Origin of the sequence: Paenibacillus sp. RC21 (genome assembly GCF_044907935.1) — a bacterium.
GTDB classification, from domain to species: domain Bacteria; phylum Bacillota; class Bacilli; order Paenibacillales; family Paenibacillaceae; genus Paenibacillus; species Paenibacillus terrae_A.
Genome location: NZ_JBIYCS010000010.1, coordinates 1 through 22,248 on the forward strand (window position 1 = coordinate 1; position 22,248 = coordinate 22,248).

The window sequence follows — 22,248 nt, forward strand, 5'->3', positions numbered from 1 at the left end:
CGAAGAAATCGGTTGAATGGCAGTTTACTACCGAGCAGGCTAGAGGTAAATTAAAACATCTCTATCCTCAAATTTGATTTGGTCAAGGTACTAGAGTACCGTTCGAAGTTGTCGATACAGCCTCTCACGGAAGTATATCAAAATATAGGGTTCTTGCATAACTTTCTCTGCAATACGAACAGAACAAGCCCTTCCAACTTCCTAATGGGAAGTGAAAGGGCTGTTCAGCTTGCAGATACAGTATATAAAATATAGCTAAATCTTTAGACCCGCACGAGCTCACGAACTCACGGACGGTCGATAAATTCGTACAGAAAGGATTGACCCTCCCGATAGAAACGTGGGTCGTATACGCCCAGACGCTGTCCATCGTCTACAACGACCACGAAGGGTGACCATTGCACAAGCGTTTGTGACTTGGGATTGCTGGCAAACAGCAAATCCAGATTAGCCTGATCCTTGGATGGCAGCTCGGCTACTGTATGGAAGCCTGTCCATAGGGAGCCTTTGCTCAAGGTGACCACGGAGTTCTTTTTGCTAATTACCGTGAACATACCGGGGACAAAATCGGCAGATAACGCTGCCTGCTCATAAGGCGCTTGTGTCTTTTGCTGGTGCAGAATGAGCATGCCTTGGGCAGTTTGGACGGTGAAATGCAGCGCCATCAGCGCCCATACGATCCGGTAGACGGCCATCGAGGAAATTCGGGCAGAACGCCGGAAGCGGACATAGAGGAACCCCGCCAGCATCAACGCCCATAGAACAAGGTCCACAATCGGAATCGTCCCGAAGGTCACTCTCATCTGCGAGAAAGGTTCAAAATACCCCGTACCCCAAGCGTTAAACAGGTCGCTCGTATCGTGAATGAACACAGCCAGCAGGGCTATTCCAAACCACCGCCAGCCGGAGTGTTGGAAGAACAAGCGCACCAGCAAGGCAATAAATGCCGCCCATACGGGAACGAGGAACAGTGAATGGGTGAGTCCTCTGTGCCACATCTGGTATCGCCCTGACACATCCCACAACGTAGAAATCACATCTATATCAGGGATTTGCGAGCCAATAACGGTGGTGAATAGTAGTGCGCCCTTTTGCTTGCGCGTCATGTCCGACTTCTTGACTGCGCCGTATAAGGCCAAGCCGAACAGTGTATGTGTAATGGTATCCATAATGAGTCTCCTTTTGGCACAGATACTCTAATTGTAGCATGGTCCTGGTGTATTTGAAGAGTGCGGAGGTGATATAATAAGGATCAAATACGACTTTAAAAAGATTCATAGGATGAAGACTGAGCAGAGGAGAGAAGGCTGATGTATGAGAAGATTGTGGCATATGGTCTAAGCAAAAAAGAAGCGATAGAGGATTACCCTTTTGGTCCTGAGCCACAGGTGCTGAAGGTGGGAGGCAAAGTATTTGCTCTCTTAAGGCAAGCGAACGGTATTTGCCAAGTTTCTCTGAAATGTGATCCGGTTATTGCGGAAAACCTGCGTGAGCAAAACGAGGCGATTAAGCCGGGATATCATTTAAATAAAAAGCATTGGAACACGGTAACGGTCGATTCTACTTTCCCGCTGGAGGATTTGTACAGCATGATCGACCATTCGTACGATTTGGTTTTCAAAAGCTTGACCAAAGCGCAACGTGAAGCCATTACGATGAGAATACGGGCAACCGATCTGTGAAAGGTGTGTTATATGATGATTTCATTAGAATTTGTATGATGTTAATGGTTTATCATCCCAAATCTGTACCTCTATATATCGTTCCGGCCCTTTATCTCCATATGGATTCCAGTCTTGCGACAATAGGTTTGCCGCCTTGGAGTATAAAGAGTTCTCTTACTTTAAACTCCATTCCTCGTCGAATTTTGAGATAGTCCGTGGATCAATTAAATACATACTTCTTACTAAGATTTTTACTTGACAGAAAACACATAAAGATATATTCTTAATTTAAAGATAATTCATTTAAAAATAATATCGAGGAGTGGAACTGAACATGAGCGAATTGGTAAATATTATTCAAGAGAGAAGATCGGCTTCTAAATTTATTCCTGATGTTACAATAGATAAAAAAGAACTGGAAGAGATATTCCAGCTAGTAAAGTTTGCTCCATCGGCTTTTAATTTACAGCATGCGCATTATATCGTGATACAGGATACAGATACGAAACAAAGACTGCATGACGAGGCAAGTAAGCAGTATAAAATATTAACGTCTTCGGCCGCAATTGTGGTGCTCGGGGATACCGAGGCGTATACGAAAGTAGCTGAATATAATGAAGGCTTTCTAAACCTGGGCGTTCTGAGCAAGCAGGAATATGACAGAGAGGTGGAATCGGTGACCCAGTTTTATCGCGAGCGGGGACCTGTCTTCCAAAGGGAAGAAGCGATCCGCAATGCCAGCCTGTCTGCCATGCAGTTCATGTTGATTGCCAAGGACAAAGGCTGGGACACTTGCCCGATGATCGGTTTTGACCCGGAGAAGGTACGGGAAGTATTGAATATTTCTGAAAACTTTGTGCCAGTGATGCTGATTACCTTGGGTAAAGAAGATGTATCTGGTCAGCGTGCACGTGGATACCGTAAGCCAGTTGGGCAATTTGTCAGCTACAACGGATTTTGAAATATATAAATAAAATCAGATTAGATGAGGAAAAGGAGTGACTGAGATGTCATTGAAGACCGCAGGAATTCATCATATCACGTCCTTTGCAGCAGATCCGCAGGGCAATGTTGATTTTTACGCAGGCGTGCTTGGGTTGAGATTAATTAAAAAGACGATTAATTTTGATGCTCCTGAAGTATATCATTTGTATTTTGGTAATGAACAAGGCAGCCCCGGAACGATTATTACCTTTTTTCCGGCGCCGGGTACACGCAAGGGCAAGCTCGGAGGCGGGCAGGTAGGAATTACAACGTATGTCGTGCCGTCCGGTGCTTTGGAATACTGGGAAAACCGTCTGCACAGCTTGAAGGTATCTTTCACGAAGGCCACTCGTTTTGGCGAGTCATTCATCCAGTTTCGAGACAATGAGGGCTTGCATCTTGAGCTGGTGGAGCGGGAAGATGGCCCTGTGAACACGTGGACAGCCGGCGGCGTGCCAGCGGATAAAGCGATCAAGGGCTTTGGCGGCGCAGTGCTGTTCAGTGCTAATTCCAAGCATACGCAAGGCGTGCTGGAGAACATTCTGGGAATGACTCCCATCGGAGAAGATGCAGATGCAGGCTACATCCGCTATCAGGCGACTGGCGATTTGGGCAATCTGATCGACATTCCGGTCAAAGATGTACCGTGGGGCAACGGTGGTGCGGGTACGGTTCACCATATTGCCTGGCGTGCCCAGGATGATGCAGAACATCAGGTGTGGAATGAAACGGTTCGCCAGCATGGCTTTGGGACGAGCGGTATTGTGGATCGGCAATACTTCAATGCTGTATATTTCCGGGAGCAAGGTGGTATTTTGTTCGAGATTGCGACCGATCCACCCGGCTTTACCGTGGATGAGGAGCTGAACGAATTGGGGCACAAGCTGATGCTGCCAGAGTGGTTTGAGCCTCAGCGTTCCCTGATTGAGTCTAATCTGGTTCCCATTGAAGTTAGAGTATTGAAGCAGGATTAATCATGATGGATCAGGACATATAAGGATAAGTAAACAAAAGGTCCAATTGCGGGGTGCTTCTACGGCAATTTGGACCTTTTCGCTTTTGGATTTTTTCAGTGACATCTTGTCTTATGATATCCGTATGGGATTATCCCTCAATGTAGGTTTTGTTCAGCCGTACTAACAGCTCCCCGAATTTTTCCTGTTCCTCATCTGTCCAGTTCTCCAGCATTTCGCAATACCGGGCTACTCTCATTTTTTTGTCTTCCAGCAACAGTTTCTTACCCAGCTCCGAGATTTCAAACAGGCTGACGCGCCCGTCCGAAGGGTCGGATAGACGGCGAATCAGTCCCTTGGTTTCCAATGCGGCCGTTTGTCTGCTGACGGTAGAAATATCGAGCAGAAACATATCTGCGAGCGTTTTTACACGAGTGGGGCCATACTCCATGAGCTGCCTCAATAGCAGATACGTGGCGCGCTCCAAAGTGCCGATTTTGTGCTCAGACTGATCAATGTATACTGCGCGGCGTATAAATGTTGTTAACTCATACTCAATAAGCTCCACTGCTTTATTCCTGTGAGAATCATGAAGAGGATGGTTCATTGCAAGTTCCTCCTTAATGTGGTGATTCATCGGAATATTGGATTTACAAACCCACGTTGTTAATGTACTGCATCATTCAAATTAATCCACTATACTCAACTATGCAAGGTCCGTGGAATGTACCATTTCAACGGACTCTGGTTATGGTTTGAACATTGAAAAACATCCCCAGTCATTTCAGGTTGGAGGGATAGTGAAGAAAGAGGGACGGTCATTACTGACCGGGTGGTTTGTCTGATCACAAAAAATAACCTGCACAGCCGTGTGAACCACACGGCGATGTGCAAGTTTATTTTAAATTGGATTCATAGCGGTTAAACCTGCCTAGATCATTAACAGTTCACGAATCTCCAGCTCGGTCAGTGCCGAAAGGGTTTCTTGTCCCGGTTGGATGACCTGGTCGATGAGATTTTTCTTTTTTTGCTGTAATTCATACATTTTGTCCTCTACCGTACCTTGCGCGACGAGACGAATCACCTGCACGACTTTTTTCTGGCCCATCCGGTGGGCGCGATTGGCAGCCTGTTCCTCTACAGCGGGATTCCACCACAGATCATACAAAATGACGGTATCTGCCCCGGTGAGATTCAGGCCGGTTCCTCCTGCTTTCAGAGAAATCAGGAACAGATCACGTTCTCCTTCATTAAAACGGCTGCATAGCTCCACACGTTCCGAAGCGGGAGTCTGCCCGTCCAGGTAAAAGTAGGGCACTCCTTCCTGAGCAAGCTCGCGTCCGATCAATTGAAGCATCGTCGTGAATTGTGAAAAGATGAGCATCCGCTTGCCCGAACTAAGGCATTCCGTAACGATCTCAAGCAACTGCTCAAACTTGGCTGAGCTTCCGGTGTAGCCCTCGATGAACAAGCCTGGATGACAACAGAGCTGGCGAAGCCGGGTCAGACCCGCAAGGATCTTGATCCTGCTTTTCTGGAAGCCTTCCTCATTCAGATGCTTTAATGTCTCATGCTGGAGCTTGGCCAGATAGGCGGTATACAGCTTCTTCTGATCCGGCAGGAGCCGTGACACCTGAACGGATTCGATTTTTTCCGGCAGCTCCTTCAGGACGTCACTCTTGAGGCGGCGCAGCAGAAATGGACGTACCCGCTTGGCGATCACATCCCGGGTGAGGTTGTGAAATGCTCTTTTTCCACCGGGAAATAGCTCGGGAAATACCACATCGAAGATGGACCATAGCTCCTCCAGTGTATTTTCCACCGGTGTTCCGGTAAGGGCAAAACGGTAACGGGCTTTCACATCCTTCACACTCTGTGCCGTTTGGGTGGCATGGTTCTTGAATGCCTGCGCCTCGTCCAAAATCAGCGTGTGGAACGATAGCTTGCCGTACAAGTCTGCATCCCGACGCAGCAGAGGATAGGAGGTGATGATGACATCATACCGCGCTGCGTCCCTAATGATTCGATTACGCTCATCCGCGATGCCGTCTGCAATAACGACGCGGATATGGGGTGCAAACTTCTCCAGCTCATTCCGCCAGTTGTATACCAGTGACGCAGGAGACACGATCATGGCTGGAAGCTGCTGACTACGGATTTCCGGCAGTACAGAGACGAGAAAGGCGATACTTTGCAGCGTTTTGCCCAGTCCCATATCATCTGCCAAAATGCCCCCGAAACGGTAATGCGCCAGCGTCTTGAGCCATTGAAAGCCGTAAACCTGATAATCCCTCAGGATTGGAGCGAGTGTGTCGGGTACTGGAAAGTCGAGATGATCTGGATTACGAATATTCTCCAGCAGTTGGCGAAACGTTTTGCCCAGCGTCAGATTCTTCCCTTGATCATGGGGATCTATTAAATACAGTCCTTGCGTAACGGGTATGCGAATTTGTGCGGCATCCAGGTCGCTTTTGCGAATTCCCGTTTCGTTCATGAACCGGATCAGTTCCTTGTATTCCTCTGTTTCCAGCGGCAGCAAAGCACCATTCGGCAAGCGGTGATATCTTCGCTTTTCCTCCAATGATTTTAGCAGCAGGCGGATTTCGGATTCCGGAATGCCTTCGATATCAAATTTAAATTCAAGCCAATCGGTACGTTCGTCCAGCTCTACTCGTACCTTCGGGGTAGGCAGAGTGTTGTTTATTTTCGATTTAACAGCACCTGTGGCATACACCTCTACCAGCTTTTCCAGCTGTGGCACCGTATGATACAGAAAATCATATTCCGCATCCTCATCTTCCATAACATATCCACTGTCTGTCTTGGCGAAGGAGCTATGCTCCATCAGATCCAAAATTTGTTGTTCCTGCTCCCCATCCCGTATCAGAATACGCTCGTTGTCAGGCTTCCGCTCGTCGGTTTCCAGTGGGTTCACGATGATTTCCCCGTATTGGAACTCCAGTCCTGCCAGCAGCTTGTCTCTTACCCGATCCAGATATAGTTTCGCCTTTAATGGCTGCTGTGTAACCCGCTCAGATACGGAACGGGTCATATGGACACGTCCAAGCTTCATCAGCCCGGGAACAACCTTGTCCATAAAGGACTCCATCTGTTCCGCTGCAATCTGAATCTTCCGCTTGTGATGGACTTCGACCATCCGTTTTAGCTCGGACAGACGTTGCAGCGGATCATTCTTTTGCTTTACGAGCTTGCCATCGGCAATGACGATGCCGTAGCCCTCCATAATGGTTAGATCATCCAGCCCTTGAATGCTTAGCTGGTAACCCTCGGTGTCAGCCTCGGCTTTATCGAATTCGAATTGCAGCGGCAGCATGTTGTCCGACTGAGGAATACCCTCGGTTGTGTTTCCGTGAATTTCAAACTGGACGCCCTGTGCTGCTGCCAGCAAGGGGAGCAGCTTTTCCCAGGCCGCAGGTGGAATGAGTAGCATCCGTTCTCCACTCATGTGGCTGCCAGAGGACGAATACGTACCCGAGGTTTCCCGGATCATCCGCTCATTACGGCGAACTTGAACCAACTGCTGAAGAATGGCGTCATGTTCGAGTCGAAATCGGTACAACTGAGGCTCGTATGAAAAGTTTCTCGTAAACATGTAGCTGTCGCCACGATCAATGCTGTCGAGAAATGGACGGATTTTCTGGACGATATACAATCGTTTGGGCCCGGCTTTCATCTCTATACCAAACATGTACTTCTGGTAACCGTAGGCAAAAGGACGGATCACAAATTGAAAATCCAGAACAGCGCGGGTATCCAGCAGGGTAGGAGTGCTGCGAAGTGACTTCTTGCTGCTGAACAACTTTAACATACTGTCGGTCAACTGGAGGTCACTCTGCGTGATGCCGGAGAATCGTGCGGTCCGGGCGTGATCATACTGAGCAGCGGTAGCGGTATAGATTCCGTCTGCTTCAGTTCCTTCTACTGAGTCCGAGGTCATGTCCGAATGGAGTTTGGAAGCATAAGAACGCACAGACAGGCTTTTTCCGCTCAGCATTTCATGGACATTAATGAGAACAGCGGCAATATGCTTACAATACCGTCCGGTGGTCTGAAATGTGCTACAGGTGCATTCCGCGCGGATACTGCCATTAGGGCGGATCATAGCTGCAACGGCATAGAAGCGACTTCCTTTGATCGTAGCCTCATACACACCATCATCATGATCTAATTGCGTGAAGGCCACTCTTTTGGCCCGATAATAGGCGTCCCCGTCGTCATAAGCGGCTTGACTGCATAGCTGTCTAATGACCCGCCGGGTAAGTTCAAAGCTCATGGTTTGCAATCCTCTCCTGAGTCATTCCGTTTTCTTTTATGATAACAGAACAGGCGTGATCGTGGACACATGCGGATGGTTATTGAAATATATGGATAATATTATGCAGAAACTGAAACTAACAAACCATGCGAGTGGAAATACTCTACCATTTTAATACTATAGGCCGAAATGAGTATTATGTCTAAAAGCTTATTGAATGGGCAGGGGAACAAACGATACAATTTATGGAATGGGAAAGGGCTTCGTGGATATAGATAAAGACGCCTCATTGTGGAAAAGGTGATTAAAATTAGTCATGGCAGATTTATAAAGGGAATGATGTTGTGTGTAGTCCTCATTTTAGTACTGGGAGGATGTCAAAAGGAAAATACAGATGAAGATGCTGAACTGATTCATAAAGCCAAGGCTACAGCAATTAAGCATATGAAAGATAACTATGGTCTTGATGTAGAAATTACCTATGAACATAAGTTACCATCGTATGTCTCCAGTAAAATTGATTTCGAAGGTAATGTGAAAGGAAGTCTAGAACAGACCTTTGATATTGCCGTTGATTATAAAACTCAAGAAACTTCCAACTTTCTATACAACCCTGAATTGAAAAATGTCCTTATAGAAAAAGGATATAAATCAAGGGAATAATTATTATTCGCATATGTAAATAGACGTCGTTTTGGATGTAAACGAGGATATCTACGTGCTGAGAGAGGGTGACTGAGATTAGGCTACGGCGTCCAGTATTTGAAGGATAAGTATAAATTAAATGTAGAAATCACATATGCAAAAAAAAGTTTCAACTTATGTAACGAATAAGGTCGATATAAATGGTAATGTAATAGGCCATGCGGAAGAGGATTTCACCATTTCTGTGAATTACGAAACTCAAGAAACTTCGGATTTTGCTATAAGTCCCGAATTAGAAAAAGTCCTTATCGAAAATGGAACCTATCCAAATACAAATTCATTAGACAAGTAATTAATAGTTGGAGTCGAATATTATAAGGGCACAATGGAAATTATTATTGAAAAATATGGATAATTTTATTGTTGAACTGAAACTATTCAGCTAAGAACGTCGATTTTCTACATCCTTTTGATGCTGTGGACTTAATCATATCTTAAGCCTAAAGGCGTATTGTTTGTTTCCGTTTGAGAAAAGGTACAATTCATAAAAGGGATTTTGTGGATATAAGATGGGACGTTGTGCATATGAAAGGGATGATTAGAATCGGCCACCGATATCTAAAAGGAATGATGGTGTTGATAGCTCTTATTTTAATATTAGGAGGATGCCAAAAGGTGAGTAAAGATGAAGATGCTGAACTGATCAGTAAAGCCAAGGCTACGGCTGTTCAATATTTGAAGGAGGCCTATGGTATTGATGTTGAGATCACCTATGAACACAAGTTACCGAAGTATGTAGCTTATTCAATAAACTTTAAAGGAAATGTAAAGGGCCAAAAAGAACAGACCTTTGATATTTCAGTAAATTATAAGACACAGGAAACCTCTGATTTTATAATTAGCCCTGAGCTAGAGAAGGTCTTATTAGAGAAAGGATATGAATTGAGCTAGAGTTTGTAACTAATGTATCTTGTTTTAAGATGCGATGACAGGAGTTTTTATAAATGAGTATTTCAACTCGTGTAGACGATAAAACTTATAGAACAATGTCAAAAATAGCATATGAAGATCGGGAAGCAGGTGGAAAAGTAGAAGAGCTTCCAGGCTGGAGGGTACTGGACTCCATTAATCGTGAAGACTCAGGATTAGCGGCCACTACATTTTACAACGATGAAACGAATCAGGCTGTCATTGCCTATCGTGGGACGGAAACGGATGATCCACAGGATTTGTATAACGATGCGACCCTCGCACTTCCTGAAATTAACCGAAAAATTCATGGCAGTTTAAATATTCATTCGGATGCTTACAACGAGAATATGAAGAAAATGGACGACGAGTTAGGGTTCACGGCGTTCAACAACTGGATGGGGGAAAAAGAAAAGAGTGTAGATAAGGCTTTGTTCGGTAGCTCAAACCAGTTCTATCAGGCAGAGGACTATGCGAAGGATTTACAAAGCAAATACAAGAACTATAGCTTCTCGCTAACTGGACATTCGCTGAGAGGAGGAAATGCGCAATATGCAGCAGCTTACACGGGGTTAAGTGCTGTTACATTCAGTGCGCCTTCGGTTATTTCCAGCTTGACGCCAGAATACAGGGATAAAGCAGAAAAAGGCGAATTTGACCATCAAATTACGAATTTCCTTCATCCAGGTGATATGATAGCCAGCTTTATTGGGGGAGGATACGATCTTCACGTAGGATCTTCTTACCATATCAACAGTAATTATGAAACGGCTAATGACGGCATAGGGCTAAAAGAGCAAATTGACAACACGTTGGGCGGACCTTACTATCACTCCCTTGAGTATTATAAGTTTGATGAGAACGGCTATATCTCTAATCCGCTATACGATCCGGCAACAGGCGAACGAATTGCGGAATCTCCGCGTATTCCATCCGATTTCAACCTGATGGCAACGGTGGACGGCTGGCTGCATCAATTGGGGCAGACCTTCACTCAATTTCAAAAAAATGCACTCATAACGGCAGCTACATCTGCCTCTGCGGGTACGATTCAGGTTATGCCGGAGCATTTACTCGCTGTAGCCGAAAAATGGAAGGCAAACGCGCAACAATGTGATGCAGATTTCCAGCGTGTCAGAGCAAGGCTTTCACGTTATTTGCACAGTAGTCAGAGCCGACGACTACAGCCGATTGTAACGCAGCTTGATTCCTCCATGACCGAATTCAGCCAGTGGCATTTGCAGACCACCAATGAGTTTCTTTATTACCTCGAATACAAAGTAGAGCAGTTTATTCAGGCGGACATCAGCTAATAACAATGAACTAACGATACAAGGGGATGGCAACGTCATTCAATACATAGGAGGCGGACAGTGATTTGAACGGACAAATACGGGTCGAACTGGAAGAGTTATTGCTTGCGGAAAAGGAGCTGACATGGCTGCTCGCTCAGCTTCGCACGGATGAACAGGCGGCGCGCGTGTTGTATGGTCGTCTGCATGAATGGAGAGGGCATTCAGCTAATGTGATCAGGGACCAGATCGAAGCTTTTTTTGCCGGGTTAGCGAACAGGATTCATGTCTTGGAGCAGCAAAAGGCAGAGCTAATTCAGTACGTTGAATTGATGAAGCGAACAGACGCTGTACATTAATTGAAGCAAGGAAGTTTTTACAAGCTGTACATAGCAGGATACAATGGAAGTGTAGAGAAAGGAGGCGGACGCTTTTGCAAAAAGATGATAAAAAGGCTAATTCCAAATCCGGCTCATCCAAATGGTATCTAGGCAGTGCGGCGGCGCTGCTTCTTTTGAAAGGGAAGTCGTTGCTGGCACTATTGAAATTCGGTAAATTCGGCGGTGCGCTGATATCTATGGCGACGACGATTGGCTTCTATGCGCTTCTGTACCCGTGGGGATTTGCGGTTGGTTTTGTGCTTTTGCTGTTTGTGCATGAACTGGGGCATGTATGGGCTGCCAAGCGGAAAGGACTTCCCGTATCGGCACCGTTGTTTATCCCTTTTCTTGGTGCGCTGATTACGATGAAACGGCATCCTTTGGATGCGCAAACAGAGGCGTATGTGGCGATGGGCGGCCCGTTACTGGGCACGGTTGGGGCTATGGCGGTATACGCGGGAGCCTATGCGACGGACAGTCCGCTATTGTACGCGCTGGCGTATGTCGGTTTTTTCCTGAATCTGCTCAATCTGCTGCCAATTCACCCGCTCGACGGAGGACGAATTTCCACGGCAGTATCGCGGTGGTTGTGGCTAGTCGGCTTGGTGGGTGGAATCGTTGTCATTGTGTATTTAAAATCCTTTTTATTTTTCCTGATATGGGCGCTCTTTGCCTACGATTTGTACAAAAAATATGTTAAACGCAATAAAGGAGAGGTCAAGGTCCAATCTTTATTGCAAAAGCCGCTGATTAACGTACAGCATCTGTATGAGCAAGGATACCCGCTACCCGGACCGGAGCATACCCGTCGACTATCTTTTAATACCTACTCGGATCTGGAAGGGCAGCAATATGTGACGGTGTGTATGGAAAGTCTGGATGTGGAGCAGACACTTTTGCTGCCACAGCAGTGTCTTGTCCAGGATGTAAGGCTGAATGGTGTGGAGCATATACCGACACCGGATGCGTATCAGCTTAAATTGTTGTGTGAGATTGATTACATTCCGTTTGAAAATGATAAATATTACGAGGTACCCACGTCATCACGCTGGAAATTCGGGATTGGTTATTTGGGACTGGCCTTGTTCTTGATGGGGATGATGTATGTGGTGCATCAGCATATAGGGGATGTAAGGCTGTGACCCGAATACCCTGAAGGAGTAATCCTGGATGGAGCACGTGTCGATAGCAATAAAATAGAAAGAGCGCGGCAACCGGGATGTTCGGTGTCACGCTCTTTTTATCACTATGAAAATAGCGAAGTCTCTGTTACCGTGTCTCTATTTAGCTACCTTGTTCCTGCTCAGTAACCGGACTCAGCGTTTGGCGGTATTTGAGCGGACTGGTGCCAGTCCAGCGCTTGAATTGTCTGCTGAAATGAGCCAAGCTGGAGTATCCGAGCAGGGAGGCCACCTTGTTCAGCGGCAGATTGGGTTGCTGGATCAACACTTTCGCCTCGTGCAACTTCGTCTCCGACAGGTAATGACGCGGTGAATAGCCGTATACCTTGCGGAATACCTCCTGTGCGTATCCGGGACTGATCCCGAGGGAGGCTGCCACATCCTCAATTCGGAACGTCGGCTCGGCAGATTCATCATCCCGATAAGGCTTGAATCTGGATTGAATGGCCTCCATAATGGCCTTGGCATACTGAACGGATGAGGGCGAAAGCGTAGGCTCCATCCCGGTAGATATCATTTGCGAGAATATTCCGAACAGCTCAAACAAGGCAATTTGCATGCGAAAACGATCCGCTGTCGTATATTCTCCGTTCTCCTGCATCATGCCAATCCAGCTGTGCACGATCTTTTGCAGCTTCATGTTCGTTTCAGTACCAGCCGGAAAAAAAAGCTGATTGCTCTTAATCATCTCCTGACGGAACAACGGATCATCTATATTAAAATGGGTGCTGAAATAATACATCCCGTCTGGGGAAGCACATTGACTCACATGCTTGAATCCCGGTGGGATGATCAGAATATCGCCGACACCAACCGAATACACATTATTTTCCATGATCGTCTCCTGACGACCCTCCAAAATCAGTACAATTTCAAAACCGATATGTGACTCTTCTGGCATACACCAGTTTGCTTTTACCCGGTGAATATGAGCGCCGAAAAACTTTACATTCCAGTCAATGTTAGGAAGCCAGTGGCAATTTTCGAATAGAGCTGGATCAACTTCAGAATTCAATATCATAAGATCACCTTCGATTAGGGCAAATTTTACACCGCTTAGACAATCTCATTGTACCTAACATGTAACTATAATAAAAGAGCGTTTACAAATCCTATAATATAAGCTTTTATATAAAAGAGAGTGCTTATATAAGGATTGATTGAAAGCGGTACCATTTTGCGATCAGGAGAAGCTATGGAAACAACATCAATCCGCATATGGCATGCGCTGGCTTTTGCAGGCTATATCCCGAATGTACCGCAGAGCGGACAGGTTCGCATGGCTGGCAATTACCCATAGCCGTTCAATCTCTGTCAAAACCGCATAAAAGCCACGGCATTTAAAAATAATGCGCATAGCACATGACACTCTACTACAAACATATTGGAGGACGACTTGATGAAAAAGCTGCTGTACGGCGTTGCTTATTATGATGAATATATGCCTTATGACCGTCTGGACCAAGATATTCAAATGATGAAGGATGCGGGTATCAACGTGGTTCGAATTGCCGAATCCACCTGGAGTACGCATGAACCGCAAAACGGAGTGTTTGATTTTACCTCCGTGGATCGGGTGCTGGATGCAATGCATAAGGCGGGCATTGAGGTCATTGTAGGCACGCCCACCTATGCCGTACCGACATGGCTGGTCAAGGAGCATCCTGACGTATTGGCGACAACACCTCAGGGACCAGGTAAATACGGGGCCCGTCAGATTATGGACATTACGAACCCGGTGTACCTGTTCCATGCCGAGCGGATTATACGCAAGCTGATTGGGCGGGTGAGTCAGCATCCGGCGGTGATCGGTTTTCAGACAGATAACGAAACGAAGCATTACAACACAAGCGGACCGAATGTGCAATTGCAATTCGTTAAGCATTTGCGTGAGCAATTTGAATCACTGGAAGAGCTGAACCACAAATTTGGCCTTGATTACTGGAGCAATCGGATCAATAGCTGGGAGGATTTCCCTTCCGTGGTCGGGACGATTAATGGAAGCTTGGGCGCAGCATTTTCCCAATTCCAGCGCAAGCTGGTCACGGATTTCCTCGCCTGGCAGGTCGCGCTCGTGAATGAATACAAGCGGGAAGATCAGTTTGTTACGCAAAACTTTGATTTTGAGTGGAGAGGCCATTCCTTCGGCATTCAGCGGGATGTGGATCATTTTGCGGCATCCCAAGCATTTGATGTGACGGGAGTGGATATTTACCATCCAACACAGGATGATTTGACCGGGATTGAAATTTCCTTCGGTGGTGATGTGGCGCGCTCCACGAAGAATAATAATTATCTGGTGCTGGAAACGGAAGCGCAGGCTTTTACCCATTGGGTTCCTTATCCGGGACAATTGCGGCTGCAAGCGTTCAGTCATCTGGCTTCCGGGGCCAATATGGTGGCCTACTGGCATTGGCATTCCATCCATAATTCCTTCGAAACCTACTGGAAGGGTCTGCTGAGTCATGATTTTGAACCCAATCCTGTCTATGAGGAAGCACAGACGATTGGGAAGGATTTTGCAAGATTATCCCCTCATCTGGTAAACCTGAAAAAGAAAAACAAGACAGCGATCCTCGTCAGTAACGAAGCGTTAACGTCGATTGACTGGTTCAAGTTCAATATGAATAGTCCGTTGAATTACAATGACATTGTACGTCGCTTGTATGACGAGCTGTATAAGCTGAATATCGGTACGGATATCGTTCATCCGGGTACGGAGTCATTTGACGACTATGATCTCTTGATCGTACCCGTTCTCTACTCTGCACCGAATGCGTTACTGGAAAAACTGAACCGTTATGTGGAAAACGGCGGTCATGTGGTATACACGTTCCGAAGCGGGTTTACCAATGAGCATGTGCAGGTGAGAACCTCCCGGCAGCCTGGTGTGATTAGTGAAGCCTGCGGCATTCATTACAGCCTGTTCGTGGAGCCGAAGAATGTAACGCTTAAAGATAATCCTTTTGAGGTAACACCGGAGGAAAATCAGGTAGATACGTGGATGGAGTTGATTACACCGACAACTGCCGAGGTGTTGGCCTATTACGACCATCCGCATTGGGGCAAATATGCCGCAATTACGCAAAACCGCTATGGTCAGGGAACGGCGACCTACATCGGCTGTGTCGTAAGCCCGGCGGTCATTCGTGAGCTATTCCGTTCTGTCGCGAAGCAGGCGGGAGTGTGGGGAGTGGATCAAGAAGCGTCGTATCCGATCATTGTTAAATCCGGTACGAATGAGCTGGAACGGACGATCCGGTACTATTTTAACTATTCTGAACAAGCAGGCTCAGTTGTGTATCCGCATGGAGACGGCAAGGAACTGATTGGACAGCAGACAGTTACTCAAGGACAAACGCTTCAATTAGAGCCTTGGAGTGTTATAATTATCGAAGAAGCGTAAATGATGAGTAATGAGCTGAAATCGACATATAAATGAAATCATATATGTGTCCAGCCGGGAATACCCGGAAAATGAGCGCCCCTGCGTATAGCGGGGCGTTTTCGCATATGGCTGAACAGAGGAGAGCATCACTATGCCAACCCGAGTAGTCCGCTGGTTTCGGGCACTGACAGCCCCGTATCGACGCAGCATTCAGCTCAAGCTGATTTTGACGATGATCGTCCTTTCTGTGCTGCCAGTCATCGCCGTCACAGTGCTGGCTGCGGAAAAAAGCAGAGCGTCGATGGAAACCGAAGTGGTCGAGACGAACATGTCCAATATGAAATGGACAGGAGTCTATATCAGCGACCAGTTAGATCGTCTGAACCACCTGATTTACAGCATTCAGATCAGCCCCGATCTGAGCGATTATTTGAATGAGCGTGAGCCGGGCAATCTTTCCAGCCAATTTAATGCGCAGCGAAAAATGCTCAATACGCTGGCGAATGTATATTATTCGGCCGGGAGCCATGTCATCGGTATCCAGCTCTATTTGAAGCAGCCGCAAACGCTGTTTACCTTCAATGGAATGCAAAATGCCATTACGACAGTAAACGGTGTACCCCCTCAGTATGCCGAGATGTGGAAAGCGAATAAGGATTATTCGATTCGCACAAGCCACGCTGCCCCGGAACGATTTACACTGACCCGCAGTATTCGCCGTTTTGAGGATCAGAAGCAGACGGGAGCTATTTTGCTGGATGTGCTGTGGTCCCAATTTGATCAGACGCTGGGTTTGCTGGGGCGGGGAGACCAGCATCAGGTTTTTATTACAGGTTCAGATGGAAAGGTGATGTATCCGTCGCAGGTTCACCAGTCGCCTCCTGCGGAGGTACTAACAGCACTGCGTGATGTTCGGCCGGGTCCGGGAATGATCAAGACAGCCGGTAATTATGTATTTTATAATGATTTGGATGTGGTAGGGCTGCGGCTGGTCAAAATCGTACCTACTTCCTCCATTAACCACAGCGCTTTTTCGACCATGCTGTACGGGATTATTATAGGCGGGATCTCCATATTGGTTTCGATCTGCATTGCTGTTTTCATCGCATGGCGTACAGCACGTCCGATTGTCCATTTGGCGCGTTCGGTGCAGGAGCTGGATATGATCAAGGGACCTGCCGGAGAACCCAGTACACGCCCGGATGAGATTGGGTTGCTGGAAAGAAGTCTGCATGGCATGGCAGGACGAATCCGCGAGCATATCCAGACGGAATACAGTATGAATTTGCAAAAAAAGACGGCTGAGTTAAAAGCGCTCCAGGCGCAGATTCACCCCCATTTTCTGCAAAATACGCTGCAAATGATCGGTAGCATGGTATTTTCCCAAAAGCCGGAGGACACGTATGAGGTGATTCGGTCGCTGAGTGAGATGTTCCGCTACGTGGTACGGGAGCCGCAGGATATGGCCTCCTTACGCGCGGAAATTGACCATGTAGGCCACTATATGCGCATCCAGCAGCGGCGGTTTCCGCAACGACTGGTGTTTCAGGTGGAGACGGATGAACAGGCGCTGGATGTTCGTCTGCCCAAGCTGTCGCTTCAGCCGTTGCTGGAAAATGCGTTTCAGCATGGTCTGGATCGTAAGGCTGGAGCATGGCGGGTAGGAATCCGGGTGGAGATTATGAAAGAAGACCTATGCATTACAGTCTGCGATAATGGTAGCGGCATGGCACCCGACAGACTGGAAGAAGTACGGGCACGGCTGGAACATGCATCGGAGGAGCCGATCTGGGCGCAGGGTAGCCATATCGGATTAAGCAATGTGGCTTCACGGATACGGATGAATTTTGGAGTGAATTACGGGGTGACGATAGACAGTGAGCCGGGGATCGGTACACGTGTCACCATCCGCATTCCATTCACATCAGCAGGGGAGGGAAAAGGATGATCCGGGTATTAATTGTCGACGATGAGCCGTGGAACCGGGATATTCTAAAGACGTTCGGCGCATGGGAAAGGCTTGGAATGTCGGTGGTTGGTGAGGCTGAGGACGGGGATGAGGCGTTCAGGCTGGCCGGAGAATTATCCCCGCAGATTGTGATTACCGACATGCGTATGCCGGGCGCGGACGGAGTGGAGCTGCTGCAAGCGCTGAATAACCATTTTCCCGATATGAAGATCATTGTCGTGAGCGGCTATGACGACTTCGCGTATGCCAAACATGCCATTCGGTACAAGGCCGTTGATTACTTGCTGAAGCCCGTCAATCCCGTCGAGCTGAATGCGGTGCTGCTTAAATGCAAAGACGATCTGGAAGCCAAGGCAGCGGAACAGCAGCAGGAGGCGGCGGAGCTGGACTATGAGTTCTTCCACAAGCTGTCCCGGTATAAGCAACTGCTGCGGCTTTATTTTAATGAGCTGAACCGGGAAGGCGTACAAATGACCTGCAAGCAAATCTTGCAGGAGCTGGAGAGCTACGGGGAACCCGGTCCACATATGCTGGGCAGGCTGGTGCAGGAGCTTCTTTCCCAGCTTAAAGAGCTGGCAGCGTCCAACGGGCTGGATACGCCCACTGCCAAGGCTGGATTTCCGCTTTCGCAGGACACGCTATCCTCTGCGGATCGTGCGCTGGAGTTCGTATCGACATGGTATGTGCAGGAGCTGGAGCAGCTCATTCGGCAGCGGAAGTATAAGAACAAGCTGAATCTGGAGGAGGTGCGGTGCTATATGGACAGCCACTTTGCCGAGCCGATTACACTGGAGCAACTGGCGAAAAACTTTTTTGTCAGCAAGGAGTATATGAGCAAGGTATTCAAGCAGGAGTATGGTCAAAATGTAACGGACTATATCGTGCAGCGGAGAATGGAAAAAGCGCGCGAGTGGCTGGCAGATAAACAGATTTCGATTAAAGCGGTGGCGGAGATGGCGGGATATGAGGACGTATCGTATTTCTACCGGGTGTTTAAAAAGCATTTTGGCATGGCGCCCGGTGAAATGAGGAAGGAGCACTGATGTAGAGATGATAACAGCCGTAGTTTAAAAAAATCCAACCCAACAGGCTAATGGTGTCCAATGGCAGAAGTGACCTCCCACCCTATAATGAAAGCGTATACAAAACAAGTAGCACAAAGGAATTAGCAGCCAGTGGGTCACAGTTATTTTCAACTTAGGGGAGGTCATTTTGCATGAAGATGTGGAAAGGTGTATTGAGCACAATGCTGGTTGGCACGTTGTTGGCCGGGTGTGGAGCGAATTCTTCAGGTAGTGACAGCAGCGGTTCCGGTGGAGACGGTAAAACGGTTAATCTCAAAATGTTTATCGCACAGCCCCGTTTGAAGGAGCATTACGATAAATATATTAACGCATTCGTAGCGAAGGAAAAGAAAGATAAAAATATCGACGTTACGGTCCAATTGGAGATGCCGCCTTCCGACAATGCAGCACAAATTTTGAAAACGAGACTTGCATCCAACGATGCCCCGGATGTGTTCGCCCTGCATGCGGTGAATGAAATCCCTCCGTTTTATAAAGCGGGCTATTTGGAGGACCTGTCCGGGCAGCCATTTGTCAGCAAATTGATGGATAGTGTGAAGCCTTCGGTGACGACGAAAGACGGCAAGGTCGTGGCAGTTCCTTTGGAAACGATTTCATGGGGCTACTTGTACAATAAAAAGATATTTAAGGACCTGGACTTGAAGCCACCGGGAACGCTGACCGAAATGAAGGCTGTGGTCGAGAAGCTGAAAGCGAATAATGTGAAGCCGTTCCTGCTGTCCTACAAGGAATCCTGGATTCCACAGTTGTTCGTGCCACTGACAGCGGGTGCGATGATGAACACACAGAACAAGGATTTTATCGAACGGATGAATCAGGACAAAGGCTCTTTTTCCGAAATGAAGAGTATGTTCGATATTATTGATCTGGTGAACAGCAACGGTACAGACAAGGCGCTGGAAATTGGCGGGGATGATGGATCGGCGGCCTTTGCTGCGGGGAAAGCAGCGATGTGGATTCAAGGGCCATGGTTTGCAGAAACGATTTTGAAATCTGATCCGAAGATGGATTTTGGGGTAGCCCCGCTGCCGATCAACGACGATCCGAATGCGACACTGATCAATCTGTCCACTTCGACTTCGCTGGCTGTATCCTCTACAAGCAAGAACAAGGAGGTTGCACTCGATTTTGTAAACTATGTGTTGGACGACAAGGATTCCAGCGCGTTCTATGAATCATTGAAATTCAACCCAATCTCTAAAGTGCATACGTTCAAAAGCTATCCTTGGGTCAATGACGCTACCGAGTATGTGAAAGCAGGCAAGTCGTATCAAGATCCGTCCATCCCGCAAGCGGTCAAGGATGAAGCAGGCAAATCGCTGCAATCCTATTATGCAGGCCAGCTCTCGCAGGATGACGTGATTAAGGCGCTGGATAAGGCATGGAAATCGTATAACAAAGTAAACAAGTAACGGAAACCTATAGAATTACATCAGGAGGGGGGAGACTCCATGCCCTTTAAAATCTATAAAAAATACGTGATGCTGCTGGCGTTTACCGCCCCGGCGCTGATCTTTTACGCCATCTTCCTGCTTATTCCAACGATCAGCGGTATGTACTACAGCTTTACAGACTGGAACGGATTGAATCCGAATTACAGCTTTATCGGCTTGGGAAACTTTGTCGAGGCGCTGAAGGAAGACCCGGATTTTCTCAATTCCCTCTGGTTCACGCTCAAATATGTACTGGTCATGATTGTACTGCAAAATGTGCTGGCGTTAGCTCTGGCGGTGCTGATTGAATCACGTACACGTACCAAAGGATTTTTTCGGACGATATTTTTTATGCCCAATATGATCAGTACCATTATTAGCGCATTTATGTGGACGTTTGTTTTTTCCTCCGTGCTGCCGCAGATTGCCGAAAAGACAGCTATCGCCTTTTTGGGCCAATCGTGGCTGGGCGATCCGAAGGTATCTTTCTTTTCCATCATTATTGTGTCGCTCTGGAATGGTGTCGGCTATATGATGATCATTTATCTGGCTGCGCTTCAGGGTGTACCGCAAAGCTTGAAGGAGGCCGCTATTATTGATGGGGCGAACGCGTTCCAGACGTTAAGAAGTGTGACGCTGCCGATGATTACCCATGCGATTACCATCTGTTTCTTCCTGACGCTGAACGGTGCCTTCAAGGTCTACGAGGTCGTCTATGGACTGACTGGCGGAGGGCCGGGGCGCAGTACGCAGGTGATTACGATGAACATTTATGAGGAGGCGTTTTCCAACAACTTCCGTTATGGTTATGCAAGCGCCAAATCCGTTATTTTGTTCGCCATCGTGCTGATCTTCACGCTGATCCAGTTACGTGTGATGAAGAAGAGGGAGGTGGAGGCATGAGTCTGAAAAAAGCCAACTCCTTGTTGATTACCCTGCTCCTCTGCGTGGGCGCTGTGGTGTCCTTCTTCCCGATCTACATGGCGGTGATTAATTCCTTTAAAACGCAGGGTGAGATGTTCGCATCCTTTACGTCGCTGCCGACAAAGCTTCATTTTGAAAATTACAGTCAGGCTTTTCACCAGACTCATTTGCTGAACAGCGCCCTCAATTCCACGATTATTTCTTTTATCGGCATTGGCGGCATCGTGATCTGTTCGGCGCTGGCGGGCTACAAGCTCTCTCGTACACGAGGGAAAATGAGCAGTGCGATCTTCTTCCTGTTTGTCGCATCCATGCTGGTACCGTTTCACTCCATTATGATACCGCTTACAAGGATGGCAAAGGATTTGTCCGTCCAAGGCAGTACGTATGGTCTGGCGCTGATCTATATCGGCTTGGGTGTGAATATGGCGATCTTTTTGTACCACGGATTCGTCAAATCCATCCCGCGTGAGCTGGAGGAATCGGCGCAAATGGACGGCTGTAATGAGTTCCAAACGTTCTTCCGGATTATATTTCCTTTGCTGCTGCCGATCACTGTCACGATTGCGATTTTGGATTTCCTGTGGATTTGGAACGACTTTTTACTTCCATTGTTGATGTTGACGGATGTGAACCACTACACCCTGATTCTTTCGACAAACATGCTGTTCGGGGAGTATAACAAGGACTGGTCGCTCATTCTGGCCGCACTTGTACTGACCTCCATCCCGGTGATCCTGATCTATTCGTTCTTCCAAAAATTCATCATGGAGGGCATAGCGGAGGGAGCGATTAAGGGATAAAGTGGAAAGCCTTCCTATCAACAAGGAAGGCTTTTTTTCTGATTCAGCTTTTTTCGCGCCAACGTTTCAATAAAAAGATAGGAAGGGTTACATACAAAATTGCAAAGGCTACAATGATCCACCACTGAGGGTCAATGATATACAACACGACTCCGATTAGCAGAACTGTTGTTATTATGGAAATTCTCACTTTTAACATTGTTCTCTTACTCACCCTAGCTTCTAATTTTGGCAGCGTTATGAGGGTGATTGCAGTTAACGCAGCAAAAAATATGGAGGTGAATGAATTATACATAATATCA

Annotated in this window: 19 protein-coding genes; 15 read left to right on the forward strand and 4 right to left on the reverse strand. The window is 47.2% G+C overall.

Annotated features, from left to right (window positions below; genetic code table 11):
- Positions 1–287 precede the first annotated feature (287 nt).
- A complete protein-coding gene (locus ABIA61_RS23380; RefSeq protein WP_404519725.1) occupies positions 288–1,169 on the reverse strand; it encodes a metal-dependent hydrolase in 882 nt (293 codons plus the stop codon).
- A gap of 141 nt (positions 1,170–1,310) precedes the next feature.
- On the opposite strand from ABIA61_RS23380, the gene ABIA61_RS23385 reads away from it, so the two are divergent.
- The 3 genes from ABIA61_RS23385 to ABIA61_RS23395 all read left to right on the forward strand — a co-directional run bounded on the left by ABIA61_RS23385 (position 1,311) and on the right by ABIA61_RS23395 (position 3,622).
- Positions 1,311–1,682, forward strand: coding sequence for an MmcQ/YjbR family DNA-binding protein (locus ABIA61_RS23385; RefSeq protein ID WP_283654572.1), 372 nt, complete (start codon positions 1,311–1,313; stop codon positions 1,680–1,682).
- Between the two features lie 316 nt (positions 1,683–1,998).
- Complete coding sequence (locus tag ABIA61_RS23390) at positions 1,999–2,625, forward strand: nitroreductase family protein (protein ID WP_404519723.1); 627 nt, start codon at positions 1,999–2,001, stop codon at positions 2,623–2,625.
- Positions 2,626–2,671: 46 nt separating this feature from the next.
- On the forward strand, positions 2,672–3,622 hold the full coding sequence (locus ABIA61_RS23395) for a ring-cleaving dioxygenase (protein ID WP_283654574.1): 951 nt from the start codon (positions 2,672–2,674) through the stop codon (positions 3,620–3,622).
- Between the two features lie 130 nt (positions 3,623–3,752).
- On the opposite strand, the gene ABIA61_RS23400 is transcribed toward ABIA61_RS23395, so the two are convergent.
- Entirely contained in the window at positions 3,753–4,208 is a 456-nt protein-coding gene (locus ABIA61_RS23400; RefSeq protein ID WP_283654575.1) for a MarR family winged helix-turn-helix transcriptional regulator, read from the reverse strand.
- Positions 4,209–4,532: 324 nt separating this feature from the next.
- Positions 4,533–7,895, reverse strand: coding sequence for a DEAD/DEAH box helicase (locus ABIA61_RS23405; RefSeq protein WP_404581323.1), 3,363 nt, complete (start codon positions 7,893–7,895; stop codon positions 4,533–4,535).
- 273 nt (positions 7,896–8,168) lie between these two features.
- On the opposite strand from ABIA61_RS23405, the gene ABIA61_RS23410 reads away from it, so the two are divergent.
- From ABIA61_RS23410 to ABIA61_RS23435, 6 genes are all read left to right on the forward strand, one after another.
- Positions 8,169–8,540: a hypothetical protein gene (locus tag ABIA61_RS23410; RefSeq protein WP_283654577.1), complete on the forward strand. Its 372-nt coding sequence runs from the start codon at positions 8,169–8,171 to the stop codon at positions 8,538–8,540.
- 136 nt (positions 8,541–8,676) lie between these two features.
- On the forward strand, positions 8,677–8,874 hold the full coding sequence (locus ABIA61_RS23415) for a hypothetical protein (RefSeq protein WP_283654578.1): 198 nt from the start codon (positions 8,677–8,679) through the stop codon (positions 8,872–8,874).
- A 323-nt stretch (positions 8,875–9,197) separates the two neighbouring features.
- Positions 9,198–9,473, forward strand: coding sequence for a hypothetical protein (locus tag ABIA61_RS23420; protein WP_404519720.1), 276 nt, complete (start codon positions 9,198–9,200; stop codon positions 9,471–9,473).
- Between the two features lie 53 nt (positions 9,474–9,526).
- Positions 9,527–10,804, forward strand: a complete 1,278-nt coding sequence (locus ABIA61_RS23425) for a Tle-like phospholipase domain-containing protein (RefSeq protein ID WP_404581324.1) — start codon at positions 9,527–9,529, stop codon at positions 10,802–10,804.
- A gap of 65 nt (positions 10,805–10,869) precedes the next feature.
- The gene (locus ABIA61_RS23430) at positions 10,870–11,142 is read left to right on the forward strand and encodes a hypothetical protein (RefSeq protein ID WP_404519719.1); all 273 of its coding nucleotides are present in this window, start codon (positions 10,870–10,872) and stop codon (positions 11,140–11,142) included.
- 74 nt (positions 11,143–11,216) lie between these two features.
- Entirely contained in the window at positions 11,217–12,305 is a 1,089-nt protein-coding gene (locus ABIA61_RS23435) for a site-2 protease family protein (protein WP_404581325.1), read from the forward strand.
- 142 nt (positions 12,306–12,447) lie between these two features.
- Here the strand turns inward: ABIA61_RS23435 and ABIA61_RS23440 are convergent, their stop codons facing one another.
- Positions 12,448–13,365 (reverse strand): AraC family transcriptional regulator, encoded by a 918-nt coding sequence (locus ABIA61_RS23440; protein ID WP_283654583.1) that lies wholly within the window; start codon positions 13,363–13,365, stop codon positions 12,448–12,450.
- Positions 13,366–13,743: 378 nt separating this feature from the next.
- On the opposite strand from ABIA61_RS23440, the gene ABIA61_RS23445 reads away from it, so the two are divergent.
- The 6 genes from ABIA61_RS23445 (at position 13,744) to ABIA61_RS23470 (ending at position 21,946) form a co-directional block, all read left to right on the forward strand.
- Positions 13,744–15,750, forward strand: coding sequence for a beta-galactosidase (locus tag ABIA61_RS23445; RefSeq protein WP_283654584.1), 2,007 nt, complete (start codon positions 13,744–13,746; stop codon positions 15,748–15,750).
- A gap of 133 nt (positions 15,751–15,883) precedes the next feature.
- Positions 15,884–17,680 (forward strand): sensor histidine kinase, encoded by a 1,797-nt coding sequence (locus tag ABIA61_RS23450; protein ID WP_404581326.1) that lies wholly within the window; start codon positions 15,884–15,886, stop codon positions 17,678–17,680.
- Positions 17,677–18,744, forward strand: a complete 1,068-nt coding sequence (locus ABIA61_RS23455) for a response regulator transcription factor (RefSeq protein WP_283654586.1) — start codon at positions 17,677–17,679, stop codon at positions 18,742–18,744. The genes ABIA61_RS23450 and ABIA61_RS23455 overlap by 4 nt, the downstream gene beginning before the upstream one ends.
- A 173-nt stretch (positions 18,745–18,917) precedes the next feature.
- Entirely contained in the window at positions 18,918–20,198 is a 1,281-nt protein-coding gene (locus tag ABIA61_RS23460; RefSeq protein WP_283654587.1) for an ABC transporter substrate-binding protein, read from the forward strand.
- A 39-nt stretch (positions 20,199–20,237) separates the two neighbouring features.
- A complete protein-coding gene (locus ABIA61_RS23465) occupies positions 20,238–21,122 on the forward strand; it encodes a carbohydrate ABC transporter permease (protein ID WP_044645320.1) in 885 nt (294 codons plus the stop codon).
- Positions 21,119–21,946: a carbohydrate ABC transporter permease gene (locus ABIA61_RS23470; RefSeq protein ID WP_283654588.1), complete on the forward strand. Its 828-nt coding sequence runs from the start codon at positions 21,119–21,121 to the stop codon at positions 21,944–21,946. Before ABIA61_RS23465 ends, ABIA61_RS23470 begins: the two co-directional genes overlap by 4 nt.
- Positions 21,947–22,248: the final 302 nt, after the last annotated feature.

What these genes read in the sequence shown, in the direction of transcription:
- ABIA61_RS23460 (WP_283654587.1), top strand. Translation starts at nt 18,918, where the DNA reads ATGAAGATGTGGAAAGGTGTATTGAGCACAATGCTGGTTGGCACGTTG.
- ABIA61_RS23390 (WP_404519723.1), top strand. Translation starts at nt 1,999, where the DNA reads ATGAGCGAATTGGTAAATATTATTCAAGAGAGAAGATCGGCTTCTAAA.
- ABIA61_RS23400 (WP_283654575.1), bottom strand. Translation starts at nt 4,208, where the DNA reads ATGAACCATCCTCTTCATGATTCTCACAGGAATAAAGCAGTGGAGCTT.
- ABIA61_RS23405 (WP_404581323.1), bottom strand. Translation starts at nt 7,895, where the DNA reads ATGAGCTTTGAACTTACCCGGCGGGTCATTAGACAGCTATGCAGTCAA.
- ABIA61_RS23450 (WP_404581326.1), top strand. Translation starts at nt 15,884, where the DNA reads ATGCCAACCCGAGTAGTCCGCTGGTTTCGGGCACTGACAGCCCCGTAT.
- ABIA61_RS23470 (WP_283654588.1), top strand. Translation starts at nt 21,119, where the DNA reads ATGAGTCTGAAAAAAGCCAACTCCTTGTTGATTACCCTGCTCCTCTGC.
- ABIA61_RS23455 (WP_283654586.1), top strand. Translation starts at nt 17,677, where the DNA reads ATGATCCGGGTATTAATTGTCGACGATGAGCCGTGGAACCGGGATATT.
- ABIA61_RS23465 (WP_044645320.1), top strand. Translation starts at nt 20,238, where the DNA reads ATGCCCTTTAAAATCTATAAAAAATACGTGATGCTGCTGGCGTTTACC.
- ABIA61_RS23425 (WP_404581324.1), top strand. Translation starts at nt 9,527, where the DNA reads ATGAGTATTTCAACTCGTGTAGACGATAAAACTTATAGAACAATGTCA.
- ABIA61_RS23395 (WP_283654574.1), top strand. Translation starts at nt 2,672, where the DNA reads ATGTCATTGAAGACCGCAGGAATTCATCATATCACGTCCTTTGCAGCA.
- ABIA61_RS23385 (WP_283654572.1), top strand. Translation starts at nt 1,311, where the DNA reads ATGTATGAGAAGATTGTGGCATATGGTCTAAGCAAAAAAGAAGCGATA.
- ABIA61_RS23440 (WP_283654583.1), bottom strand. Translation starts at nt 13,365, where the DNA reads ATGATATTGAATTCTGAAGTTGATCCAGCTCTATTCGAAAATTGCCAC.
- ABIA61_RS23445 (WP_283654584.1), top strand. Translation starts at nt 13,744, where the DNA reads ATGAAAAAGCTGCTGTACGGCGTTGCTTATTATGATGAATATATGCCT.
- ABIA61_RS23415 (WP_283654578.1), top strand. Translation starts at nt 8,677, where the DNA reads ATGCAAAAAAAAGTTTCAACTTATGTAACGAATAAGGTCGATATAAAT.
- ABIA61_RS23380 (WP_404519725.1), bottom strand. Translation starts at nt 1,169, where the DNA reads ATGGATACCATTACACATACACTGTTCGGCTTGGCCTTATACGGCGCA.